The organism is Cellulomonas sp. URHD0024, assembly GCF_000426185.1.
GTDB lineage: Bacteria > Actinomycetota > Actinomycetes > Actinomycetales > Cellulomonadaceae > Cellulomonas.
The window spans coordinates 738,487-757,175 of sequence record NZ_AUEW01000001.1; the positions used below are offsets into that span (position 1 = coordinate 738,487).

General features: G+C 71.3%; 16 protein-coding genes. 3 read left to right on the plus strand and 13 right to left on the minus strand.

Annotated features, from left to right (window positions below; translation table 11 throughout):
• Positions 1–10: 10 nt before the first annotated feature.
• A complete protein-coding gene (gene sepH / locus I847_RS0103465) occupies positions 11–1,072 on the plus strand; it encodes a septation protein SepH (RefSeq protein ID WP_028048574.1) in 1,062 nt (353 codons plus the stop codon).
• Positions 1,073–1,075: 3 nt separating this feature from the next.
• On the opposite strand, the gene I847_RS0103470 is transcribed toward sepH, so the two are convergent.
• Genes I847_RS0103470 through I847_RS0103485 form a run of 4 tightly spaced genes read right to left on the minus strand, consistent with a single transcriptional unit; the run spans position 1,076 to position 6,244 of the window.
• Complete coding sequence (locus I847_RS0103470) at positions 1,076–1,726, minus strand: thymidine kinase (RefSeq protein ID WP_028048575.1); 651 nt, start codon at positions 1,724–1,726, stop codon at positions 1,076–1,078.
• A 29-nt stretch (positions 1,727–1,755) separates the two neighbouring features.
• Positions 1,756–2,940, minus strand: coding sequence for an alkaline phosphatase family protein (locus I847_RS0103475; protein WP_028048576.1), 1,185 nt, complete (start codon positions 2,938–2,940; stop codon positions 1,756–1,758).
• Positions 2,937–3,554 carry a DUF5998 family protein gene (locus I847_RS0103480; RefSeq protein ID WP_051274413.1) on the minus strand — a complete coding sequence of 206 codons (618 nt, stop codon included), beginning with the start codon at positions 3,552–3,554 and terminating at the stop codon, positions 2,937–2,939. Before I847_RS0103480 ends, I847_RS0103475 begins: the two co-directional genes overlap by 4 nt.
• Positions 3,551–6,244, minus strand: coding sequence for a GNAT family N-acetyltransferase (locus I847_RS0103485; RefSeq protein ID WP_028048578.1), 2,694 nt, complete (start codon positions 6,242–6,244; stop codon positions 3,551–3,553). Before I847_RS0103485 ends, I847_RS0103480 begins: the two co-directional genes overlap by 4 nt.
• Positions 6,245–6,357: 113 nt before the next feature.
• Between I847_RS0103485 and I847_RS0103490 the strand changes: the two genes are divergently transcribed.
• A complete protein-coding gene (locus tag I847_RS0103490) occupies positions 6,358–8,832 on the plus strand; it encodes a DNA topoisomerase (ATP-hydrolyzing) subunit A (RefSeq protein ID WP_028048579.1) in 2,475 nt (824 codons plus the stop codon).
• Here the strand turns inward: I847_RS0103490 and I847_RS0103495 are convergent.
• From I847_RS0103495 to I847_RS0103510, 4 genes are all read right to left on the minus strand, one after another.
• Positions 8,804–9,589, minus strand: a complete 786-nt coding sequence (locus I847_RS0103495) for a lysoplasmalogenase (RefSeq protein WP_028048580.1) — start codon at positions 9,587–9,589, stop codon at positions 8,804–8,806. The genes I847_RS0103490 and I847_RS0103495 overlap by 29 nt on opposite strands.
• Before the next feature lie 122 nt (positions 9,590–9,711).
• Positions 9,712–10,740, minus strand: a complete 1,029-nt coding sequence (locus tag I847_RS0103500; protein ID WP_231384055.1) for a GNAT family N-acetyltransferase — start codon at positions 10,738–10,740, stop codon at positions 9,712–9,714.
• 67 nt (positions 10,741–10,807) lie between these two features.
• Entirely contained in the window at positions 10,808–11,170 is a 363-nt protein-coding gene (locus I847_RS0103505; RefSeq protein ID WP_028048582.1) for a DUF2200 domain-containing protein, read from the minus strand.
• A gap of 22 nt (positions 11,171–11,192) precedes the next feature.
• Complete coding sequence (locus tag I847_RS0103510) at positions 11,193–13,319, minus strand: type IIA DNA topoisomerase subunit B (RefSeq protein WP_028048583.1); 2,127 nt, start codon at positions 13,317–13,319, stop codon at positions 11,193–11,195.
• Positions 13,320–13,546: 227 nt separating this feature from the next.
• On the opposite strand from I847_RS0103510, the gene I847_RS0103515 reads away from it, so the two are divergent.
• Positions 13,547–13,756 carry a hypothetical protein gene (locus I847_RS0103515; RefSeq protein ID WP_196804457.1) on the plus strand — a complete coding sequence of 70 codons (210 nt, stop codon included), beginning with the start codon at positions 13,547–13,549 and terminating at the stop codon, positions 13,754–13,756.
• Positions 13,757–13,825: 69 nt separating this feature from the next.
• Here I847_RS0103515 and I847_RS0103520 read toward each other — a convergent pair whose 3' ends face one another.
• From I847_RS0103520 to I847_RS0103540, 5 genes are all read right to left on the minus strand, one after another.
• The gene (locus tag I847_RS0103520) at positions 13,826–14,104 is read right to left on the minus strand and encodes a YciI family protein (protein WP_028048585.1); all 279 of its coding nucleotides are present in this window, start codon (positions 14,102–14,104) and stop codon (positions 13,826–13,828) included.
• Positions 14,105–14,360: 256 nt separating this feature from the next.
• Positions 14,361–15,035: an FMN-dependent NADH-azoreductase gene (locus tag I847_RS0103525; RefSeq protein ID WP_028048586.1), complete on the minus strand. Its 675-nt coding sequence runs from the start codon at positions 15,033–15,035 to the stop codon at positions 14,361–14,363.
• A 213-nt stretch (positions 15,036–15,248) separates the two neighbouring features.
• On the minus strand, positions 15,249–16,826 hold the full coding sequence (locus I847_RS0103530) for an RNA polymerase sigma factor (RefSeq protein ID WP_028048587.1): 1,578 nt from the start codon (positions 16,824–16,826) through the stop codon (positions 15,249–15,251).
• A 201-nt stretch (positions 16,827–17,027) separates the two neighbouring features.
• Positions 17,028–17,417 carry a universal stress protein gene (locus tag I847_RS0103535; protein WP_028048588.1) on the minus strand — a complete coding sequence of 130 codons (390 nt, stop codon included), beginning with the start codon at positions 17,415–17,417 and terminating at the stop codon, positions 17,028–17,030.
• Between the two features lie 117 nt (positions 17,418–17,534).
• Positions 17,535–18,653: a DUF4192 domain-containing protein gene (locus I847_RS0103540; RefSeq protein WP_028048589.1), complete on the minus strand. Its 1,119-nt coding sequence runs from the start codon at positions 18,651–18,653 to the stop codon at positions 17,535–17,537.
• Positions 18,654–18,689: the final 36 nt, after the last annotated feature.

Sequence of the window (18,689 nt, forward strand, 5' to 3'; positions counted from 1 at the left end):
GGGAGGTCGAATGGCTGAGCTCGAGCTGGTGGGTCTGCACGAGGACGGGGAGCATCTCGTCCTGGTGGGTCCGGACGGTGCGCGATTCCGGCTGCGCATCGACGAGCCGCTGCGTGCTGCCGTGCGCCGCGACCGTCCGCAGCTCGAACAGCTGCGCGCCGAGAGCGCCGGAACCCTGAGCCCACGGGAGATCCAGGCCCGCATCCGTGCCGGTGCGACGACGCAGGAGGTGGCCGAGTCGGCCGGCCTGGCCGTCGAACGGGTCCGCAGGTACGAAGGACCGGTGCTGGCCGAGCGCGAGCACGTCGCCGAGCAGGCTCGTGGCACGCGCGTCGGTCGGGAGATGGGTGCGCCGGTCCTCGGCGATCTGGTCACCGACCGCCTGGCGGCCCGTGGTGTGGACCTCGCATCGCTCGCCTGGGACTCCGCCCGCGACGCCAACGGTCCGTGGGTCGTTCTCGCACGGTTCACCGTGGGCGACTCCGAGCGGGAGGCGCGCTGGATCTTCGACCCGTCGAAGCGCACCGTCGTAGCCGACGAGGACGAGGCCCGCTGGCTCTCCGAGACCGAGCTCCCCGACGAGCCCGTGTCGCGGCGGCACCTCGCGGCCGTCCGGGACGTCGTGTTCGACTTCCAGTCCGACGGCACCACGATCCGCACGGGCGGTGCGGCGCCTGCGCAGGAGGCAGCCCCCGAACCTGCACCGGACCCGCAGGACGAGACGGCCGCACTCCTCGACGACCTGCGCGACCGTCGCGGCGTCCGTCAGGCCCTGGAGCTGGAGCTGGACGACGACACCGAGGAGTTCGAGGGCTTCGGACCGCAGCACGCGTTCGACTTCGGGCGGGCCGAGACCGAGGCTCCTGGCGCGCACCCCGTGGACGCCGACGAAGCCGAGGAGGCCGTCGTCTACCCGGTGCCGTCGATCGTCCCGACGCCGATCGGGCTCGCGACCGAGCAGCCCGAGCGTCCGGAGCAGCCCGAGCACGACGACCGCCCGCGCGCGGCGCGTCGGGGGCGCGCCAAGGTCCCGAGCTGGGACGAGATCGTGTTCGGGGCGAAGCCCGAGTAGGTCTCAGCCTACGTCGAAGTCGAACGTCGGCATCGACGGTGACATCGCTCGCGCCGCCGCCGCGGTCATCCGGCGCATGTGGTGCCGGCGGCACAGCACCTCGTACCCGACCTCGTCTGCACCCGAGTCGACGTCACCGATGACCACCTGCTCACCCTCGACCACCATCGCCCCGCCGACGGTGCGGGCGTTGTGGGTCGCGCGGGCACCGCACCAGCACAACGCCATGACCTGCAGCACCTCGACGCGGTCCGCAAGCTCGACCAGACGAGCGGCCCCCGGGAAGAGTCGGGCGCGAAAGTCCGTCGAGATGCCGAAGGCGAACACGTCGACTCCGAGCTCGTCGACCACCCTCGCCAGCTGCTCGACCTGCTGCGCGGTGTAGAACTGCGCCTCGTCGCCGATCAGGTAGTCGACCGGGTGCCCGTGCGTGCGCCGTGCGATGACGTCGGCCCAGAAGTCCGTGGAGTCCTCGACCTCGTGGGCACGCTGCGTCAGGCCGAGTCGCGACGAGATGACGGCCTTGCCCGCGCGGTCCTGGCGCGTGAACAGCACCCCGTCGCGGCCACGTGCGGCGTGGTTGTGGTGCATCTGCAGCGCCAGCGTGGACTTGCCGCAGTCCATCGTCCCGGAGAAGAAGACGAGCTCGGCCACCGGTCAGACCACCTCAGGTTGCGGGCGGCTCATGCGACGACGATGCACGGCACCAGCATCTCGTGCCGGGTGAGCGACCCGTGCACGCCGATCAGCTCGAGCGACGCGGGGGTCTGCGTCGCCGAGTCGACGACGGTCGCCCGTCCCGTCATCGCGACGACGACGTCCCCGATGATCGGCGCCACGTGGTCGGCCACCTCGCCGAACCACCCCTGCCCGGAGGCCTCCTCACGTGTGGCGACGACCGCGGCGGAACCGAGGACGTCACGCCAGCGGCCGACGACCCCGTCCGGGTCGGCACCGCGCTCCAGGTGCAGGTGCAGCGCGCGTGGCTCCCCCGCAGCCAGCTCCACCCCGTCACCCAGCGCCGGGTTCGTCGCGATGTCCCAGCGCTGGCTCAGGTCCACGTCCACCATGCCGTGGTCGGCCGTCACCAGCAGCACGGCGTCCTTGGGGAGGCTCCGCGCGAGCCGCCCCAGCTCGGCGTCCAGCTCGGCGAGCGCGTCGCCCCACTGCAGCGACCCCCAGCCGTAGTGGTGGCCGGCCTTGTCCACGTCGCCCCAGTAGAGGTAGGCGACACCGGGCTTGCGCAGCGCGTCCACGGTCGCGTCGATCCGGTCGGCGAGCGACTCGGCCCGCGCGTACACCGGCCCCCGCAGCGCCGCTTCCGTGAGGCCCGACCCTGCGAACCGTGCCGGACCGATGCTCGTCACGGTGGTGCCGGCGCCGGTGAGACCTTCGAACACCGTCGGTTCGCGCTGCCACTCGCGCGCCGGGGGCAGGTTGGTCCAGCTCACGAGGTTGCCCAGCAGCCCGGTGGCGGGGTCCCGGACCGTGTAGCCGAGCATCCCGGTGCGCCCAGGCGGGACTCCCACCCCGAACGTGCCCATGGCGGTGGCCGTCGTGGACGGGAACGTGCTGGTGAGTGGAGTGGAGCCGCCCAGCTCCCGGCGCAGGAACGGAGCGTGGCCCGCACGTTCAGAGAGGTTCGCGTAGCCGAGCCCGTCGACCAGCACGACGCACACGCGGGACGCGGACGGCAGTCCGAGGACCTGCTGGGCGTGCGCCGCGCCTGGCAGGTCGACGGCCAGGGCACCGGCCACGGCCGGGAGGACACTACCCAGACAGGGGTACGACGAGTTGGGGGTCAGCAGGTCCGCGGCCTCGAACGCGTCCACCGACGCGGCCGACTCCAGACGCCCGAGGTCCGTCATCGTGCGCGCGCGCTGGCCGCCGAGAGCTGCCGGGCGAACGCCGTCGCGGCTCGGACCGACTCGGCGCCTTCCGCGAGCGCGCTGACGCGGACGACGACGTCGTCCGGCGCGAGCGTGCCGGTGAAGCCGTGGTCGGCGTCGCAGCTCGGATCGCCACAGGTGGCGGGCTCGAGGTCGACGCGGGAGACCGCCCCCCAGCCGATCACGAGAGTGAGCTCGGACGCGCCCGTACCGGCCTGGTGCTTGTCGGGCTGCCCGACCACGTGCGTCAGGGCGATGGACTTCAGCTCGGCGATCGGGACGGCTTCCGTGGTCGCCGACGCACTCGCCGACGGGTGCTCGGAGTCCGCCGGATGGTCGTCCACGTGGGCGACGACGAGCCGCGTCGGCGTCAGGACCAGAACCGTGACGTGACGGCGCACCTCGGCCGCGTCGAACGTCGTCTCGGGATGGACGAGGTGGGCGACGACGTCCTCGTCGGCCAGGGCCACGTCGAGCACGTCGCCGACGAGCTCCGGGTAGTAGCCGGCACGGTGGAGGTCGACGCGCAGGTCGGTGGCGGGAGCAGACACCCGGACATCCTCCCACTCGTCGCGGTCTGGCGGGCTGCTCATGTGGATGACAGCCTCCGCGTCGCGTCGGCCCGATCGGCGCGGGCCACGGACGCGCGAGCACCGAGCACGACCGCCCCACGCTCCGAGACGACGACCGGGTTGAGCTCGAGCGACCGCAGCTCGGGCAGGTCGTCCGCCAGCACGGCGACGCGCGCGATGAGCTCCTCGAGGGCGCCGACGTCGAGTGCCGGCAGGCCCCGGTACCCGAAGAGCCGCGGCGCCGCCCTCGCCGACCGCACGAGCTCGGCGACGTCGACGTCCGTGAGGGGCGGGACGCCGTAGGCGACGTCGCCGAGGAGGTCGGAGGCGTCCCCGGCGAGCCCGAAGCTGATGATCGGGCCGAACAGCGGGTCCTCCACCGAGCGCACCACGCACGCCGACCCGTGCGGCGCCATCGCCTGGACCTCCAGCGGCAGACCGTCGGCCGGCGCGTCGAACGCCTCCGCGAGAGCCAGCACCTCGCCGACGTCACCGCGCAGCTCGGCCTCGTCGGCGATGTCGAGCCGGACACCCCCGAGGTCCGCCCGGTGCCGTAGCGCGGAGACCGTCGTCTTGAGGGCGACCGGCCAGCCGATCCGTTCGGCCGCCGCGACGGCGTGGTCGGCGTCCCGCACCGGGTACGACGGGACGACCTCGACGCCGACGGACGAGAGCAGCGCGTCGACCTGTGCCGGGTCCAACGCCAGGGCACCCCCGTCGCGCGGCAGCCAGCCGGCGACGATGCGGCGCGCGGTCCGCGTGTCGGCACCGCTCGGGTGCAGCGGCAGCCCCCGGTCCACCGACCGCCAGTGCGCGTACTTGGCCGCCCTGCCCAGCGCGAGGGCGCTGTCCTCAGGCGTGCTGTAGGCGGGTACGGTCCAGCTCCGACCCTGGGGGTCGGTCGCCGTCAGCTCGGGCGTCAGGCCGTGGAGCTCGTCCATGCACGCGACCGTCGTCCGACCTGTGCGAGCTGCCGCCGTCGCCAGCTCGGTCTGCAGCACGGGGTCCGGCCCACCGACCGTCGGGATGCGCACGGCGATGACGACGTCGCTGTCAGGGTCGTCGTACAGGGCGGCGACCGCGGCTCGGACCTGGTCGCCGTCGGCGTCCTCAGGCAGCAGGACGACACGCCCGGACGCGACGAGTCCCGCGGCGGTCGCCGCCTCCGCCACGAGCGCCGCGGTCGAGGCGGAGCTCGCCAGGATCGCGGCACGTCGACCCGCCGGGAGGGGCTGGTGCGCCAGCACCTGCGCCACGTCCAGCAGCTGGTGGGTGTTGTCGACGCGCACCACGCCGGCCTGGCGCAGCATCTCGGCGAGAGTGCGGGGCGGCGCGTGCGTGGCGCGGACGGCGTGCCCCGGCGGGACCACCTGACCGGACCGTCCGGCCGTCACGACGACCACTGGCTTGAGCTGCGACAACCGGCGGGCGACGCGGTTGAACTTGCGTGGGTTCCCGATCGACTCGAGGTAGAGCCCGACGACGTCCGTGGTGTCGTCGTCGGCCCAGAACTGCATGAGGTCGTTGCCCGAGACGTCGGCACGGTGCCCGGCGGAGACGAACTCGGAGAGCCCGATCCCGCGCCGGCGCACTGCCGCAAGCAGGGCCACGGCCATCGGCGCGGACTGGCAGAACAGCCCGATCCTGCCCTCGGGTGGTGGCGACTGGGCGAGGGACGCGTTGAGCAGTGCCCCGCCTCGGTGCGCAAGGAGCCCGTAGGAGCCGGGCCCGACGACGCGCATCCCGCTGCCGTGGGCGGCACGGAGCAGCGACCGCTGCCGTTCCAACCCGTCCGGTCCGTCCTCCGCGAACCCGGCGGACAGCAGCACCACGCCACGGACCCCGAGGGAAGCCAGGTCCCCGATCACGCCGACTGCGTCGTCGGACGGCACGGCGACGATCGCCAGGCCGACCGGTCCCAGCACGTCCACCAGGCTCCGTGCAGGCTCGCCTGGCACTCCGACGCTGTGGACCACCAGGTCCGGGTCGCCAGCGCGCAGGTCGAGAAGCACGGTCGAGGCGAGCCGTCCGGCGAGCGAGGAGTCGTCGGTCCCCGGTCCGACCACGACGACGGAGCGCGCCTCCAGGAGCATCCGCACGGAACGCGCCTCCGCGCGGTGCTCGCGGTCGGCCATCACGGCGAGCGAGCGGTCGGTCGGGTCGATGTCGAACCCGAGCGCGACGACGCCGTCCTCGGTGCGTTGCCGCACGACGTAGCCGGCCTCGCGGAACACGGCGATCATCCGACCGTTCTGCGGCAGCACCTCGGCGACGAACCGTCCGACCCCCCGCTCACGAGCCGCCGCGGCCAGGTGCTCGAGCAGCACCGATCCGAGCCCCCGGCCCTGGTGCGCGTCGGCGACGTTGAACGCGACCTCCGCGTCGTCGTCGTCGATGCGGTCGTACCGCGCGACCCCGATGATCTGGTCGGTCCCCCCGACGTTCGCGACCGCGACCAGCGCCACCCGGGCGACGTGGTCCACCGTCACCAACCGCTGCAGGTCCCGCTCGGACAGCCGATCCATGGCGGCGAAGAACCGCAGGTAGGTAGAGCGCTCGGACTGGGCGACGTGGAACGCCTGCAGCGCGTCGGCGTCGCTGGGCAGGATGGGCCGGATGTGCGTGGTGGACCCGTCGTGCAGCACGACGTCCGCCTCCCACCCGGCCGGGTAGGCGGAACCCTCATCGGCCCCGCCGGCGACGTCTGCCATGTCCGTCAGGCTAGTGCGACGCCCTGCGCGCCGCGGCCTGTCGGCGCCGGTCCGGGGCACGGACGGTCCACAATGGTCGCCGCACCGCAGTCCTGCCCCGAGGAGCATCAACGATGGCGCGTCGCCCCGCGACCCCCGACGTCCCACCCGACGACGTCGTCGAACGCATCGTCGACATCGACGTCGCGACGGAGATGGAGGGCTCGTTCCTCGAGTACGCGTACTCCGTCATCTACTCCCGCGCCCTGCCGGACGCCCGCGACGGGCTCAAGCCGGTGCAGCGCCGCATCCTCTTCCAGATGTCGGAGATGGGTCTGCGCCCGGACCGTCCGTACGTGAAGTCGGCGCGCGTCGTCGGCGACGTCATGGGCCGGCTGCACCCGCACGGCGACACGGCGATCTACGACGCCATGGTCCGGCTCGCGCAGCCGTTCTCGCTGCGCCTGCCCCTGATCGACGGCCACGGCAACTTCGGTTCGCTCGACGACGGACCGGCCGCACCCCGGTACACCGAGGCCCGGATGGCGCCCGCCGCTCTGGCCATGACGACGGGCCTCGACGAGGACGTCGTCGACTTCGTCCCGAACTACGACAACAAGCTGACCCAGCCGGAGGTTCTCCCCGCGGCGATCCCCAACCTGCTGGTCAACGGCGCGGCCGGGATCGCCGTCGGCATGGCGACGAACATGGCGCCGCACAACCTCGTCGAGGTCGTCGCGGCGGCTCGCCACCTCGTCCTGCACCCGGACGCGACGCTCGAGGACCTGCTGCGGTTCGTGCCCGGCCCCGACCTGCCGTCGGGTGGCAAGATCGTCGGCCTCGACGGCGTGCGCGACGCCTACCGGACGGGCCGTGGAGCGTTCCGGACCCGCGCGACCGCCCGCATCGAGAACGTGACGCCCAAGCGCAAGGGCATCGTCATCACCGAGCTGCCGTACGGCGTCGGACCCGAGAAGGTCATCGAGAAGGTCAAGGAGGGCGTCCAGACCAAGAAGCTCACGGGCATCTCGGACGCGATCGACCTCACGGACCGGACGCACGGGCTGCGGCTCGTCATCGAGATCAAGACGGGCTTCGTCCCGGAGGCCGTGCTCGAGCAGCTCTACCGGTTCACGCCGCTGGAGGACTCGTTCTCGATCAACAACGTCGCGCTCGTCGACGGACAGCCGAAGACCCTCGGCCTGCGCGAGCTCCTCGTCGTATGGGTCGAGCACCGGCTGGTCGTCGTACGACGGCGCTCGGAGTTCCGGCTGGCCAAGCGGCTCGAGCGCCTGCACCTGGTCGAGGGCCTGCTCGTCGCGATCGTCGACATCGACGAGGTCATCCAGGTCATCCGCACGTCGGACGACGCCGACACCGCGCGAGCACGGCTTCGCAGCGTCTTCGACCTGTCCGAGCCACAGGCCGAGTACATCCTGGAGCTGCGGCTGCGCCGCCTGACCCGGTTCTCGCGGATCGAGCTGGAGAAGGAGCAGGAGCAGCTCGCCGCGGAGATCGCCGAGCTGCGCGAGATCCTGGCCGACGACGCACGGCTCCGCGCGCTCGTCTCGGAGGAGATGGCCGACGTCGCCGCGACCTACGGCACGCCGCGCCGGACGATCCTGCTGGAGTCCGCCGGGGGCACGTCCATCACAGGCGCGCCCGCAGCGCGCGGTTCTGCGGCACCCCTCGAGATCGCGGACACTCCCTGCTGGGTGCTTCTGTCCGGGACCGGCCTGCTCGCCCGGACCGCGTCCGAGGAGCTCCCGACCCGCGTCGACGGTGCCCGTCGCGCGAAGCACGACGTCGTCTCGGGCACCGTGCTGACCTCCGCGCGGGCCGAGCTCGGCGTCGTCACGTCGCAGGGCCGGATCGTGCGCGTCTCGGTGCTCGACCTGCCCGCACTGCCACCGACGGACGGCACCCCGAGCCTCTCCGGTGGTGTGCCGCTCGGCGAGGTCGTGACGCTCCTGCCGCGCGAGCGCGTGGTGGGGCTGGCGTCACTGGCCGCCGACTCGCCCACCCTTGCGCTGGCTACGGCCCAGGGCACGGTCAAGCGCGTCGCGTCCGGCGACGTCCCGGGCAACCGGGACGCGTGGGAGACGATCGCGCTCAGGGACGGCGACGAGGTGGTGGGCGCGGTCACGGTCGGTGACACCGACGAGCTCGTGCTCGTGGCGTCGGACGCCTCGCTCCTGCACTTCCCCGCGTCGGCCGTGCGACCTCAGGGCCGTGCCGCGGGCGGCATGGCCGGGATCAAGCTCGCAGCCGGTCAGAGGGTCGTGGCGTTCGGCGCCGTTCGAGCCGACCAGACCGCCACGGCCGTCGTCGTGACCGTCGCCGGCGCCTCCGGTGCGCTGCCGGGGACCCAGGCCGGCTCCGCCAAGGTCAGCCCCTTCGAGGTGTACCCCGCCAAGGGCAGAGCCACGGGAGGCGTCCGCGCACACCGGTTCCTGCGCAACGAGGACGCCCTGATCCTCGCGTGGGTCGGCGACGCACCCGCCTGGGCCACGGGATCAGCCGGTCAGCCGATCGAGCTGCCCGCGCTCGACCCGCGACGCGACATGTCGGGAACGCCGCTCAGCGCACCGGTACACGCGGTCGGCTGAGCGTCCGCGCGGCGCGCACCATGAGGACCACGTTGTCGGGCATCGCGTGCCGGCTCACGACCGGCCGCGCGGTCGGCTCCGGGGCACGGCGCTGCTGCATGTTGCGAAGCACGACCGCGGCCGCGATCAGCGCCTGGGCGGCCACGTAGGTCACCATGACCCAGAAGTCGTGCTGCGGAAGGTGGAACGACGGGACGAACTCGTCCAGCGCGATCAAGCCGTCGGAGATCAGGAACACGGCACCCCCGACGCCGGCCATGCGTCCGACGCCGGTGGACAGCACCGCCATCGCGGTCAGGCAACCGCCGTACACCGCGACGGGGATCGCCAGCGATCCCGCGCCGTTCGCACAGACCCCGACCATGCCGACCAGAACGGCCGCGTACGGCAGCAGGAGCACCGGGCGTCGGTGCAGCACGGAACGTCGCGCGTCCGGCGCGAAGGCGACGACGAACGCCACCTGGGCGAGCAGGAAGAACCCGACCATGACCAGGAATGCTGCGTCGTCCGCGACGAACGACGGCACGAGGTCGCCCAGCCACGAGAACCCGAGCGCGACGAGCGTCCAGGTCACCAGGTGGCCGCGCGGCCAACGGGTCGCAGCAACGAGAGCCCCTGCCAGCACGGGCATGAGCGCCCACTGGGTGACCTGGGCGACGCCCTCGGCCCCGACCCACTCGGCGCCGACCTGCACGAGCGCGACGACGACGAAGACCGCGACCCAGATGCGCGCGACCCAGGACAACGTCCGTCCCACGACGACCTCCTCGACGCCGGACGACGTCGACCGGCAGCAGTGTGGCGGGACATCGTCGTCCCGCCGCGCCCGATGCTAGCCCGCCCAGACCCGCCCCGTGCCACCCAGCCGGGTGAGGTGTGTCAGAGGTTGATCGCGAACATCGTGGAGCTGCGGAAGACCGCGTAGCCGAGATTCGTGTACAGCCGGTGCGCGCCCGACTGGTTCGCGGTGTCGACGCCGAGCTCGGCGAACTCGATCCCGTCGGCCTTGTAGACCGCCATCGCGGTGCTCAGGAGCGCCCCGGCCAGCCCCCTTCCGCGCCAGGCCCGCCGGACGCCGAGCAGATCGGTATAGCCGGCGCTGTACCCCGAGATCTCCCAGTCCTGCTCGTAGCGACCCGAGAACAGGTAGCCCGCCACCTCGCCCGTGGCGTCGTCGACCGCGACGAAGCTCCAGGTCGGGGCGAACATGCTCCGACCCTGCGCCCATTCGTCGACCGTCCGCGGCTCGCTGCCCCAGTGGTCCGCGAACGCCTCGTTGTGCGCGAGGCGAACCTGGTCGTCCAGCTCGGTGGACCAGGGGACGATGGTGAGCCCCTCGGGCGCCGGGACGTCCGGGAGCGGATCGCCCAGCGGGCGCCTCATCTCGGCGTAGAACCGCGCGGCCGCGAAGCCGCCGGCACGCAGGAGGCGGACGGTGGCCGTGGCGTCGTCGTCGACGAAGACCGCCAGACGTGCGGGCAGCTCCTTGCCGGACTCAGCGATCTTCTGCCGCCCGCGCCCCGCCGACCATGCCAGGAGCTCGCGACCGATCCCCTGGCCACGCCACTGGGGGTCGACTCCACCGTCCAGGAAGGCCCGCACCACCCGGGTGTCCCCGGGCGGCTGGTTCACCTGCGCGTACGCGCGGATGCGCCCGTCGGCGTCGACCCCTGTGAGGGTGTCACGCTCGTGGTCCTTCCAGTCGCCGTCGAACCGCTCGTCCACCTCGTCCTGCGAGCTGCGGTAGGGAAGGTGGTCGGCCTCCTCGACAGCGTTGACCAGGCGCGTGAGCTCCGGGACGTCGTCCCGGGTCAACGGGCGCCAGGTCAGGTGGGCGAGGCCGTCGAGCGACGGTAGCTCGGTGGGTGCTGCGACACGCTCGACGATGGAAGCCTCGATGGGGTTCACGGTGTTCACGATCCCGTCGCCAGCAGCGCAGAGCAACCGAAAACGGTGAGCCAAACCGCCGGTCGTCCTAAGAGCCGGCTCCGCCGCGCAGGATCGACGTCATCTTCTTGCCCTTCGCGACCTCGTCGACGAGCTTGTCCAGGTAGCGGATCTTCTGCTCGAGCGGGTCCTCGATCTCCTCGACCCGCATGCCGCAGATGACGCCCGTGATCTGGGAGGCGTGCGGGTTCCATGCGGGAGCCCGCGCGAAGAAGGTCTCGAGGTCGGTCTCGTCGACGATCGCCTGCTCGAGGCCGGCCGCGTCGTACCCCGTGAGCCACGTGATGACCTCGTCCACCTCGTGCCTGCCGTGGTTCTTCCGCTCGACCTTCTGCACGTAGAGCGGGTAGATGCGGGCAAAGCTCATGCCGAAGAGTCGACTGGTGGACATGTCCGCCTCCGTCGTCAGGGGCTCAGGCGTCGATGCGGCTGCGGTCCAGCCCGTCGGCCCCGTCGATGATGAAGTCCTTGCGGGGTGCGACGTCCGAGCCCATCAGCAGCTCGAACGTCTGCTCGGCCTTCTCGGCACCGGCCACCGTGACGCGGCGCAGCGTGCGGTGCCGGGGGTCCATGGTGGTCTCGGCCAGCTGGTCGGCGTCCATCTCACCCAGGCCCTTGTAGCGCTGGATGTCGTCCTTGTAGCGCTTGCCGGCCCGGTCGAGCTTCTTCAGCGTCGCGGCGAGCTCGGCCTCCGAGTAGGTGTAGACGTACTCGTTCTTTCGCCCGCCGCCACCGATCACCTCGATCCGGTGCAGAGGGGGCACCGCCGCGTACACCCGACCGTCCTCCACCAGCGGTCGCATGTACCGGAACAGGAGGGTGAGCAGCAGGGTGCGGATGTGCGCACCGTCCACGTCGGCGTCGGTCATCAGCACGATTTTCCCGTAGCGCGCCGCCTCCAGGTCGAACGTGCGGCCCGACCCCGCGCCGACTACCTGGATGATCGCGGCGCACTCGGCGTTCTTGAGCATGTCCGAGACGGACGCCTTCTGGACGTTGAGGATCTTGCCGCGGATGGGCAGCAGCGCCTGGAAGTCCGAGCTGCGGGCCAGCTTGGCCGTGCCGAGCGCGCTGTCGCCCTCGACGATGAACAGCTCGCTGCGGCCGACGTCGTCGGACCGGCAGTCGGCGAGCTTGGCGGGCAGTGAGCTGGTCTCGAGCGCATTCTTGCGACGCGAGATCTCCTTCTGCTTGCGTGCAGACAGGCGTGCACGCATCTCGCCGACGATCTTGTCCAGCAGCAGCGACGACTGTGCCTTGTGGTCGCGCTTCGGCGAGGAGAAGATCGCCCCGAGCTCGGTGTCGATGACGCGAGCGACGATCGCCCGGACCGGTCCGGTGCCCAGGACCTCCTTCGTCTGCCCCTCGAACTGCGGCTCGGCCAGGCGGACCGTGACCACGGCAGTCATCCCTGCGAGCACGTCCTCCTTGTCGATCCGCTCGGAGGTGTCCTTCGCGGAGATCTTCAACCGGCGCGCGTTCACCTCGACCTGCTTGCGCAGCGTCCGCAGCAGACCGGCCTCGAAGCCCGCGAGGTGCGTCCCGCCCTTCGGCGTCGAGATGATGTTGACGAAGCTGCGGACCTCGGTGTCGTACCCGGTCCCCCAGCGCAGCGCCACGTCCACCTCGCACAGCCGCGACACCTCCTGCGCCGACATGTGGCCGCGCTCGTCCAGCACGGGAACCGTCTCGTGGAACGTGCCCGACCCGGTGAGCCGCCAGGTGTCGGTGACCGCCGGGTCCGGCGCGAGGTGCTCGACGAAGTCGACGACGCCGCCGCTGTGCAGGAACGTCTCCTCGTGCGGGCCGTCGGCGCCGGGCGTCCCGGCGACACCGCGCTCGTCGCGGACCATCAGCGTCAGGCCCGGCACCAGGAAGCTGGTCTGCCGCGCACGCGTGACGAGCTCGTCGTAGGCGAACACCGCCGTCTTCGGGAAGATCTGCGGGTCCGCCCAGTACCGCACGCGTGTGCCCGTCCTGGCCCGCGCCACCTTGGCGCCCAGCTCGAGCGACGATCCGGAGACGAAGGGCTCGAAGACCGAGTCCGGGCCGATGCCGCCTCGGTCGTCGAACGTTCCCGGTTCGCCCCGTCGGAACGTCATCCGGTGCGTGCGGCCGTTGCGGTCGACCTCGACGTCGAGGCGCGAGGACAGGGCGTTGACCACGGAGGCACCGACGCCGTGGAGCCCGCCGGACGCGCCGTACGAGCCCCCACCGAACTTCCCTCCGGCGTGCAGCTTCGTGTACACGACCTCGACTCCGGTCAGGCCGGTCTTGGGCTCGACGTCGACCGGCACACCGCGTCCGTTGTCACGCACCTCGACCGAGCCGTCCGCGTGCAGCACGATGTCGATGCGGTCGCCGTAGCCTGCGAGGGCCTCGTCGACCGAGTTGTCGATGATCTCCCACAGGCAGTGCATCAGGCCGCGACTGTCGGTGGTGCCGATGTACATACCGGGGCGCTTGCGCACCGCCTCGAGGCCTTCCAGCACCGACAGGTGCCGGGCCGTGTAGCCGGACTGCGAGGAGGTCGTGGTCACGGCCCGATGGTATCCGCCGGCCCCGACAAGACCCGGCGCCATGCCGTCCTGCGTCGTGGCGGGACCTCGGACGACCACCTTCTGTCGCTATCTCGCCGTTTGCCCTGTTACGTCAGATCTCGATTTGTTTCGGCATGGTCACAGTCCACTACGCGGTGAGCGAACCACCCGCTCCCGGTGCCATCAAACCGGGAACGAGATGGTTGTATGGATCTGTGACGGGCACCATGACGCAACCACTGACCGCGGCCGACCGCTGCGACCGCTGCGGCGCGCAGGCCTATGTCCGGGTGATCCTCCCGGTCGGAGAGCTGCTGTTCTGCGCGCACCACGCGCGCGAGCACGCACCGAAGTTCGCCGAGCTGGCCACCCACGTGCAGGACGAGACCGACCGGCTGCTTGCCGAGCACGGTGCCGGAGCCGGCGCAGCGACCTGAGCGCGCGCGCCACAGACGAGGCGACGAGGCCCGGACCGCAAGGTCCGGGCCTCGTCCCGTTTCTGCTGCTCAGGCCAGGACGTCGGTCCAGGCGTGCACCCGGTAGCGCGAGACCACGCCGTGCACGACGAACGGGTCCTTGGCCGCGAACTCCTCCGCGGCCTCGCGGCTCACGAGGATCGCCATGGCACCGTTGACCTCGGGCTGCTCGAAGGTGCCGACCGCCAACAGCAGGCCGCGGTCGGCGAAGTCCTGGACCTGCACGCTGTGCGCCGCGTAGTGCACAGGGGCGAGCGTCAGGACGTCCGGTCCCGAGTCGTAGACCAGGACGTACCGGACCTGGCTCATGCCTGGACCGCCTCGGCGCGCTCGACCACGCGGGCGAAGGTCATTGCCCGGCCACACAGGTCGCTACCGCGCACGGCCGTCGCCTGCTGGACCGGTGGTGCGGCGAGCGCGACCGGCGCAGCTTCACGCGCTCGCACTGTCGTCCTCCGGTGCGCGATCGCCGGTCGGAGGCCAGGACTACCCATGATTCACCTCCGGTAGGCCGTGTCGACAGTCAACCGTCGGTCCCGGCTCACCGCTAGTCGAGACGTGCGCTCTAGGCTGCCCCCACGGCCGCCACCTGGTCGACGGCGAAGTCGGCCCACTCGGGGCCGGCCGCGAGGTCACGGGCCTGCTCCACCGCCACAGCCAGCGCCGCCTCACGTTGCTCGGGCGAGCCGTGCATAGGCTGCCCGCAGACGAACGTCACGTCGGTGATGCCGATGAACCCGAAGATGGCCCGCAGGTAGGGCTCCATGAAGTCGTAGGAGTGCATCGGTCCGCCGGCCGAGTAGTCGCTGCCACGGGTGGAGGCGACGACCAGCTTCTTGCCCAGCACCATCGGCTCCGGGTACCCCGTCGAGCCGTACCGGAACGTGTACCCCGGCTGGACGATGCAGTCGATGTAGTACTTGAGCGCGTACGGGATGCTCAGGTTCCACATGGGCGCCGTGATCAGGTACGCGTCAGCCGCCTGGAAGTGCGCGATCAACGACTCGACGTGGGACCACGCCTCCGCGTGCCCCGGGTCGATCGGGCGCCCGACCAGCAGGTCGTACTTCGCCTCGATGTTCCCGCCCTCCATGGAGGGCAGATCGTGGTCGTACAGGTCGATGACCTCGACGGTGACGTCCGGACGGTGGTCACGGAGGCCGGTGATGAACGCCTCCGACGCCTTGAGGGTGTTGGACTCCCCGTGTCGAGGAGACGCGATGATGTGCAGCAGCTTCATGTCCGGCCCCTAGCGCAGCGAGGGTGATGGGCGACCAACCAGCGGCCGGAAGGCGATCGCGACCGCTCCGCCTCTCAGGTCGAATTTAGGAGCTTCATGTTTCACGTCGTATCCAGCGCTGTATCCACGGCATGAACATGTGGCGTCGCCGCAACGTGACGAGGCCCGGACCAGGTGGTCCGGGCCTCGTCACGACATCAGGCTGTGTGCGTGTCAGTCCAGGTAGTCGCGCAGCACCTGCGAGCGCGACGGGTGACGCAGCTTCGACATGGTCTTCGACTCGATCTGCCGGATCCGCTCACGCGTGACCCCGTACACCTTGCCGATCTCGTCGAGCGTCTTCGGCTGGCCGTCGGTCAGGCCGAAACGCATCGACACCACGCCGGCCTCGCGCTCCGAGAGCGTGTCGAGCACCTGGTGCAGCTGCTCCTGCAGGAGCGTGAAGCTCACGGCGTCGGCCGGGACGACAGCCTCGGAGTCCTCGATGAGGTCACCGAACTCGCTGTCGCCGTCCTCGCCCAGGGGTGTGTGCAGCGAGATCGGCTCGCGGCCGTACTTCTGGACCTCGACGACCTTCTCGGGCGTCATGTCCAGCTCCTTGGCCAGCTCCTCCGGCGTGGGCTCGCGGCCCAGGTCCTGGAGCATCTGGCGCTGGACGCGCGCGAGCTTGTTGATGACCTCGACCATGTGCACCGGGATACGGATGGTGCGCGCCTGGTCGGCCATCGCGCGGGTGATCGCCTGCCGGATCCACCAGGTCGCATACGTCGAGAACTTGTAGCCCTTGGTGTAGTCGAACTTCTCGACCGCGCGGATGAGGCCGAGGTTGCCCTCCTGGATCAGGTCCAGGAACAGCATGCCGCGACCGGTGTACCGCTTGGCCAGCGACACGACGAGTCGCAGGTTCGCCTCGAGCAGGTGGTTCTTGGCGCGTCGACCGTCGTTCGCGATCCACTCGAGCTCGCGCTTGATCTTGGGCTCCATCGCGACGCCCGCGTTCAGCCGCTCGTCGGCGAACAGGCCGGCCTCGATCCGCTTGGCCAGGTCCACCTCCTGCTCGGCGTTCAGCAGCGCGACCTTGCCGATCTGCTTCAGGTAGTCCTTGACCGGGTCAGCGGTCGCACCTGCGGTGACGACCTGCTGCGCCGGAGCATCGTCGTCGTCGGCGTCGGAGTAGACGAAACCGCTGTCCTCGGACTCTTCCTCCTTGGCGGCGGGCTTCTTCTCACCGTCCTCCGACTCGTCGTCCTCGTCTGCTGCCTCGACCGCCTCGACGACCTCGATCACCTCGGCGACGACGTCCACGACCTCGATGTCCTCGATGTCGATCTCTTCGGCGTCGACTGGCTCGTCCTCGGACGACTCGGTGTCGGCGTTCACGGCCGCTGCCTTGGCGGCCGGGGCGGCCTTGGCGCGCGTGGTCCTGGGCTTCGGGGCAGCGGGCGCGTCGCCTGTCGGGTCGGCAGCCGCGGTCGCGCGACGACGCGTCGTCGTCGCGGTCGCGTCCTCGGCGGCCACGACAGCCTTGGCGGCGGGACGTGCCTTCGCGCTCGTGGCGGCGGCCACGCGGGCAGGCTTGGCGGTGGGCTCCGTGACGCCGATGCCGGCCGTGGCGAGGCCGCGGACGACAGCGCGCAGGCGCTTGGCGTCCTGGACGTCAGCCTGCTCGCACGCGGTGCGCAACTCCTCGGCACCGACCATGCCGTGCGTGCGGCCGCGAAGGACGAGCTCCTGCAGGGCAGGGTGCTCGAACTCACGCGGAAGAGCTGGGTGCGGGGTCTGGGACGACACGAACGACCTTTCGGCAAGGCGACACCGGGAGGGGCCGGGCGTCTAGATAGATATTGTACCGACCCCGCGAGCGTCTCGCCGTAATCTGGGGGCACGACCAGGCGACCGCCAGGGCGGATCTCACGGGGTTCACGGTCACAACGAACGAGAGCCGCGAGAGATTCCCGTTCCCTGGGGCCGGGCGCGTCGCTCGCTCGGGGGTCAGCTGGGCTTGACCGTGAGAACCGGACAGGACGCGTCGAACAGGACTCGCTGTGCGTTGGCGCCGAGGATGAGCTTTCCGACTGGGCTGCGGCGACGAAGACCCAGGACGATCAGCTGAGCGCCGACCTGCTCGGCCGTCGAGATCAGATCGTCAGCGACGTCGCCGCTCTCGAGCAGCAGGACCTCGTGCTCGACGCCCGTCTCGGCGAGGTGTGCTCGCACCTGGTCGAGATCCGCCTCGATGACGGCGCGCTCGGAGTCGGGTTCGCCCGGACGCGCGCTGACCACCACGACGACCGGCGTCTGACGCCGACGCGCCTCGTCGACCGCCGCCGCCAGAGCCGACCGACCTTCCGGGGTGGCCAGGTAGCCCACCACGATTCCCATCGGCTTCTCCCGTCCACGGCGACACGGCCCTTCGGTGAACGTACCCGAGGCCGGCTCGGACCACGAGCGCATCGTCCGGCACGTCGAACCCCCCGACGACGAACGCCCGCCTGCCGGTCAGCCGGAACGTCGCACCCAGCCCGGAGGTACCGCCGCGCCGAGGGCGTCGTCGAGGAGCGCGGCCAACCGGTATCCCGACTCGGCGTCGAGAGCACCGTCGAGCAGGACGCGCGCCCGTGCACCGTCCCCGCGCCACCACGACAGGAGAGCGAGCAAGGTCAGCGCGGGCGCCTGGACGCCCACGCGCCCGTGGGCGACGACCCCTTCCAGTGCCGCCTCGTGCACCGCCGTCGCGGGTTCCGGCGGGGTGACCGCATGCGCCGGGTCGATGATCCTCGCCATCGCCGCACCGAGTGCGCTCTCGACGTCCTCGGCATCGCCAGCGACCGAACGCTCCGGGAGGTCACCGGTCCCTGGGACGAGGGCGACGAGGATCGCGTCGCGGACCCGGCGATCGTCGAGCCCGGCCTCGAGCCTCCCCCACGGAACACGTGTGCCGGGTCCGTCGGGCATGGACATCCGTCGCACGACCTCACGCCATGCCATGACCGAGTCGACCCGCCACGACGCCAGGGTCAGTGGGCCACCCACCAACGCCTCTTCTCGATGGGACTCCCAGCGACGACGAGCCCTCGCGACCGTCCGGCGACGCTCTGCGCCGGCGGAGCGGATCCGCGCGATGTCCTCGCGTGAGTCCGCTACCGCGGAGCCGGCGAGCACCAGCTGCGCGCCGATCTGCGTACTGTCGAGGTCGAGCAGGGGTCGGCCTCCCGGGGGGCAACAGTCGTCGACGCAGTCGAGGGACAGGTACCCGGAGCTCGTCACGACCCACACCGGGACGTCCCCGAGAGACGGCTCGGCGGCGTCACGGAAGCACTGGGCAGCACGCTGCGCGGGGCCGACATCGCGGCGCGGGTCGTCGTCCGTGTAGAGCACCAGCACCCCACGCTCGGCGTCGTCGCGGCCCAGGTACGCCAGCAGGCGACGGGCGAGCGCGGGACCCTCCTGGGGGTCGGCCAGGTGCGGTAGGTCGACCCGCACGACCAGGCCGACCCTGCCGCGCGGCGCCCGAAGACTGATGGCAACGGCACTGTCCCGCGGCCTGAAGCCGAGGCGATGAGGCACGAGGGCGAGCAGCTCGCGTGCCTCGGTCATCCGAACTGTGGTGATCTCCATGGGCACAGCCCACCCGCCCGCAGGGTCGTGCGGTGG

What these genes read in the sequence shown, in the direction of transcription:
- I847_RS0103535 (WP_028048588.1), bottom strand. Translation starts at nt 17,417, where the DNA reads ATGGGAATCGTGGTGGGCTACCTGGCCACCCCGGAAGGTCGGTCGGCT.
- sepH (WP_028048574.1), top strand. Translation starts at nt 11, where the DNA reads ATGGCTGAGCTCGAGCTGGTGGGTCTGCACGAGGACGGGGAGCATCTC.
- I847_RS0103480 (WP_051274413.1), bottom strand. Translation starts at nt 3,554, where the DNA reads ATGAGCAGCCCGCCAGACCGCGACGAGTGGGAGGATGTCCGGGTGTCT.
- I847_RS0103475 (WP_028048576.1), bottom strand. Translation starts at nt 2,940, where the DNA reads ATGACGGACCTCGGGCGTCTGGAGTCGGCCGCGTCGGTGGACGCGTTC.
- I847_RS0103505 (WP_028048582.1), bottom strand. Translation starts at nt 11,170, where the DNA reads ATGTCCACCAGTCGACTCTTCGGCATGAGCTTTGCCCGCATCTACCCG.
- I847_RS0103490 (WP_028048579.1), top strand. Translation starts at nt 6,358, where the DNA reads ATGGCGCGTCGCCCCGCGACCCCCGACGTCCCACCCGACGACGTCGTC.
- I847_RS0103520 (WP_028048585.1), bottom strand. Translation starts at nt 14,104, where the DNA reads ATGAGCCAGGTCCGGTACGTCCTGGTCTACGACTCGGGACCGGACGTC.
- I847_RS0103525 (WP_028048586.1), bottom strand. Translation starts at nt 15,035, where the DNA reads ATGAAGCTGCTGCACATCATCGCGTCTCCTCGACACGGGGAGTCCAAC.
- I847_RS0103485 (WP_028048578.1), bottom strand. Translation starts at nt 6,244, where the DNA reads ATGGCAGACGTCGCCGGCGGGGCCGATGAGGGTTCCGCCTACCCGGCC.
- I847_RS0103540 (WP_028048589.1), bottom strand. Translation starts at nt 18,653, where the DNA reads ATGGAGATCACCACAGTTCGGATGACCGAGGCACGCGAGCTGCTCGCC.
- I847_RS0103515 (WP_196804457.1), top strand. Translation starts at nt 13,547, where the DNA reads ATGACGCAACCACTGACCGCGGCCGACCGCTGCGACCGCTGCGGCGCG.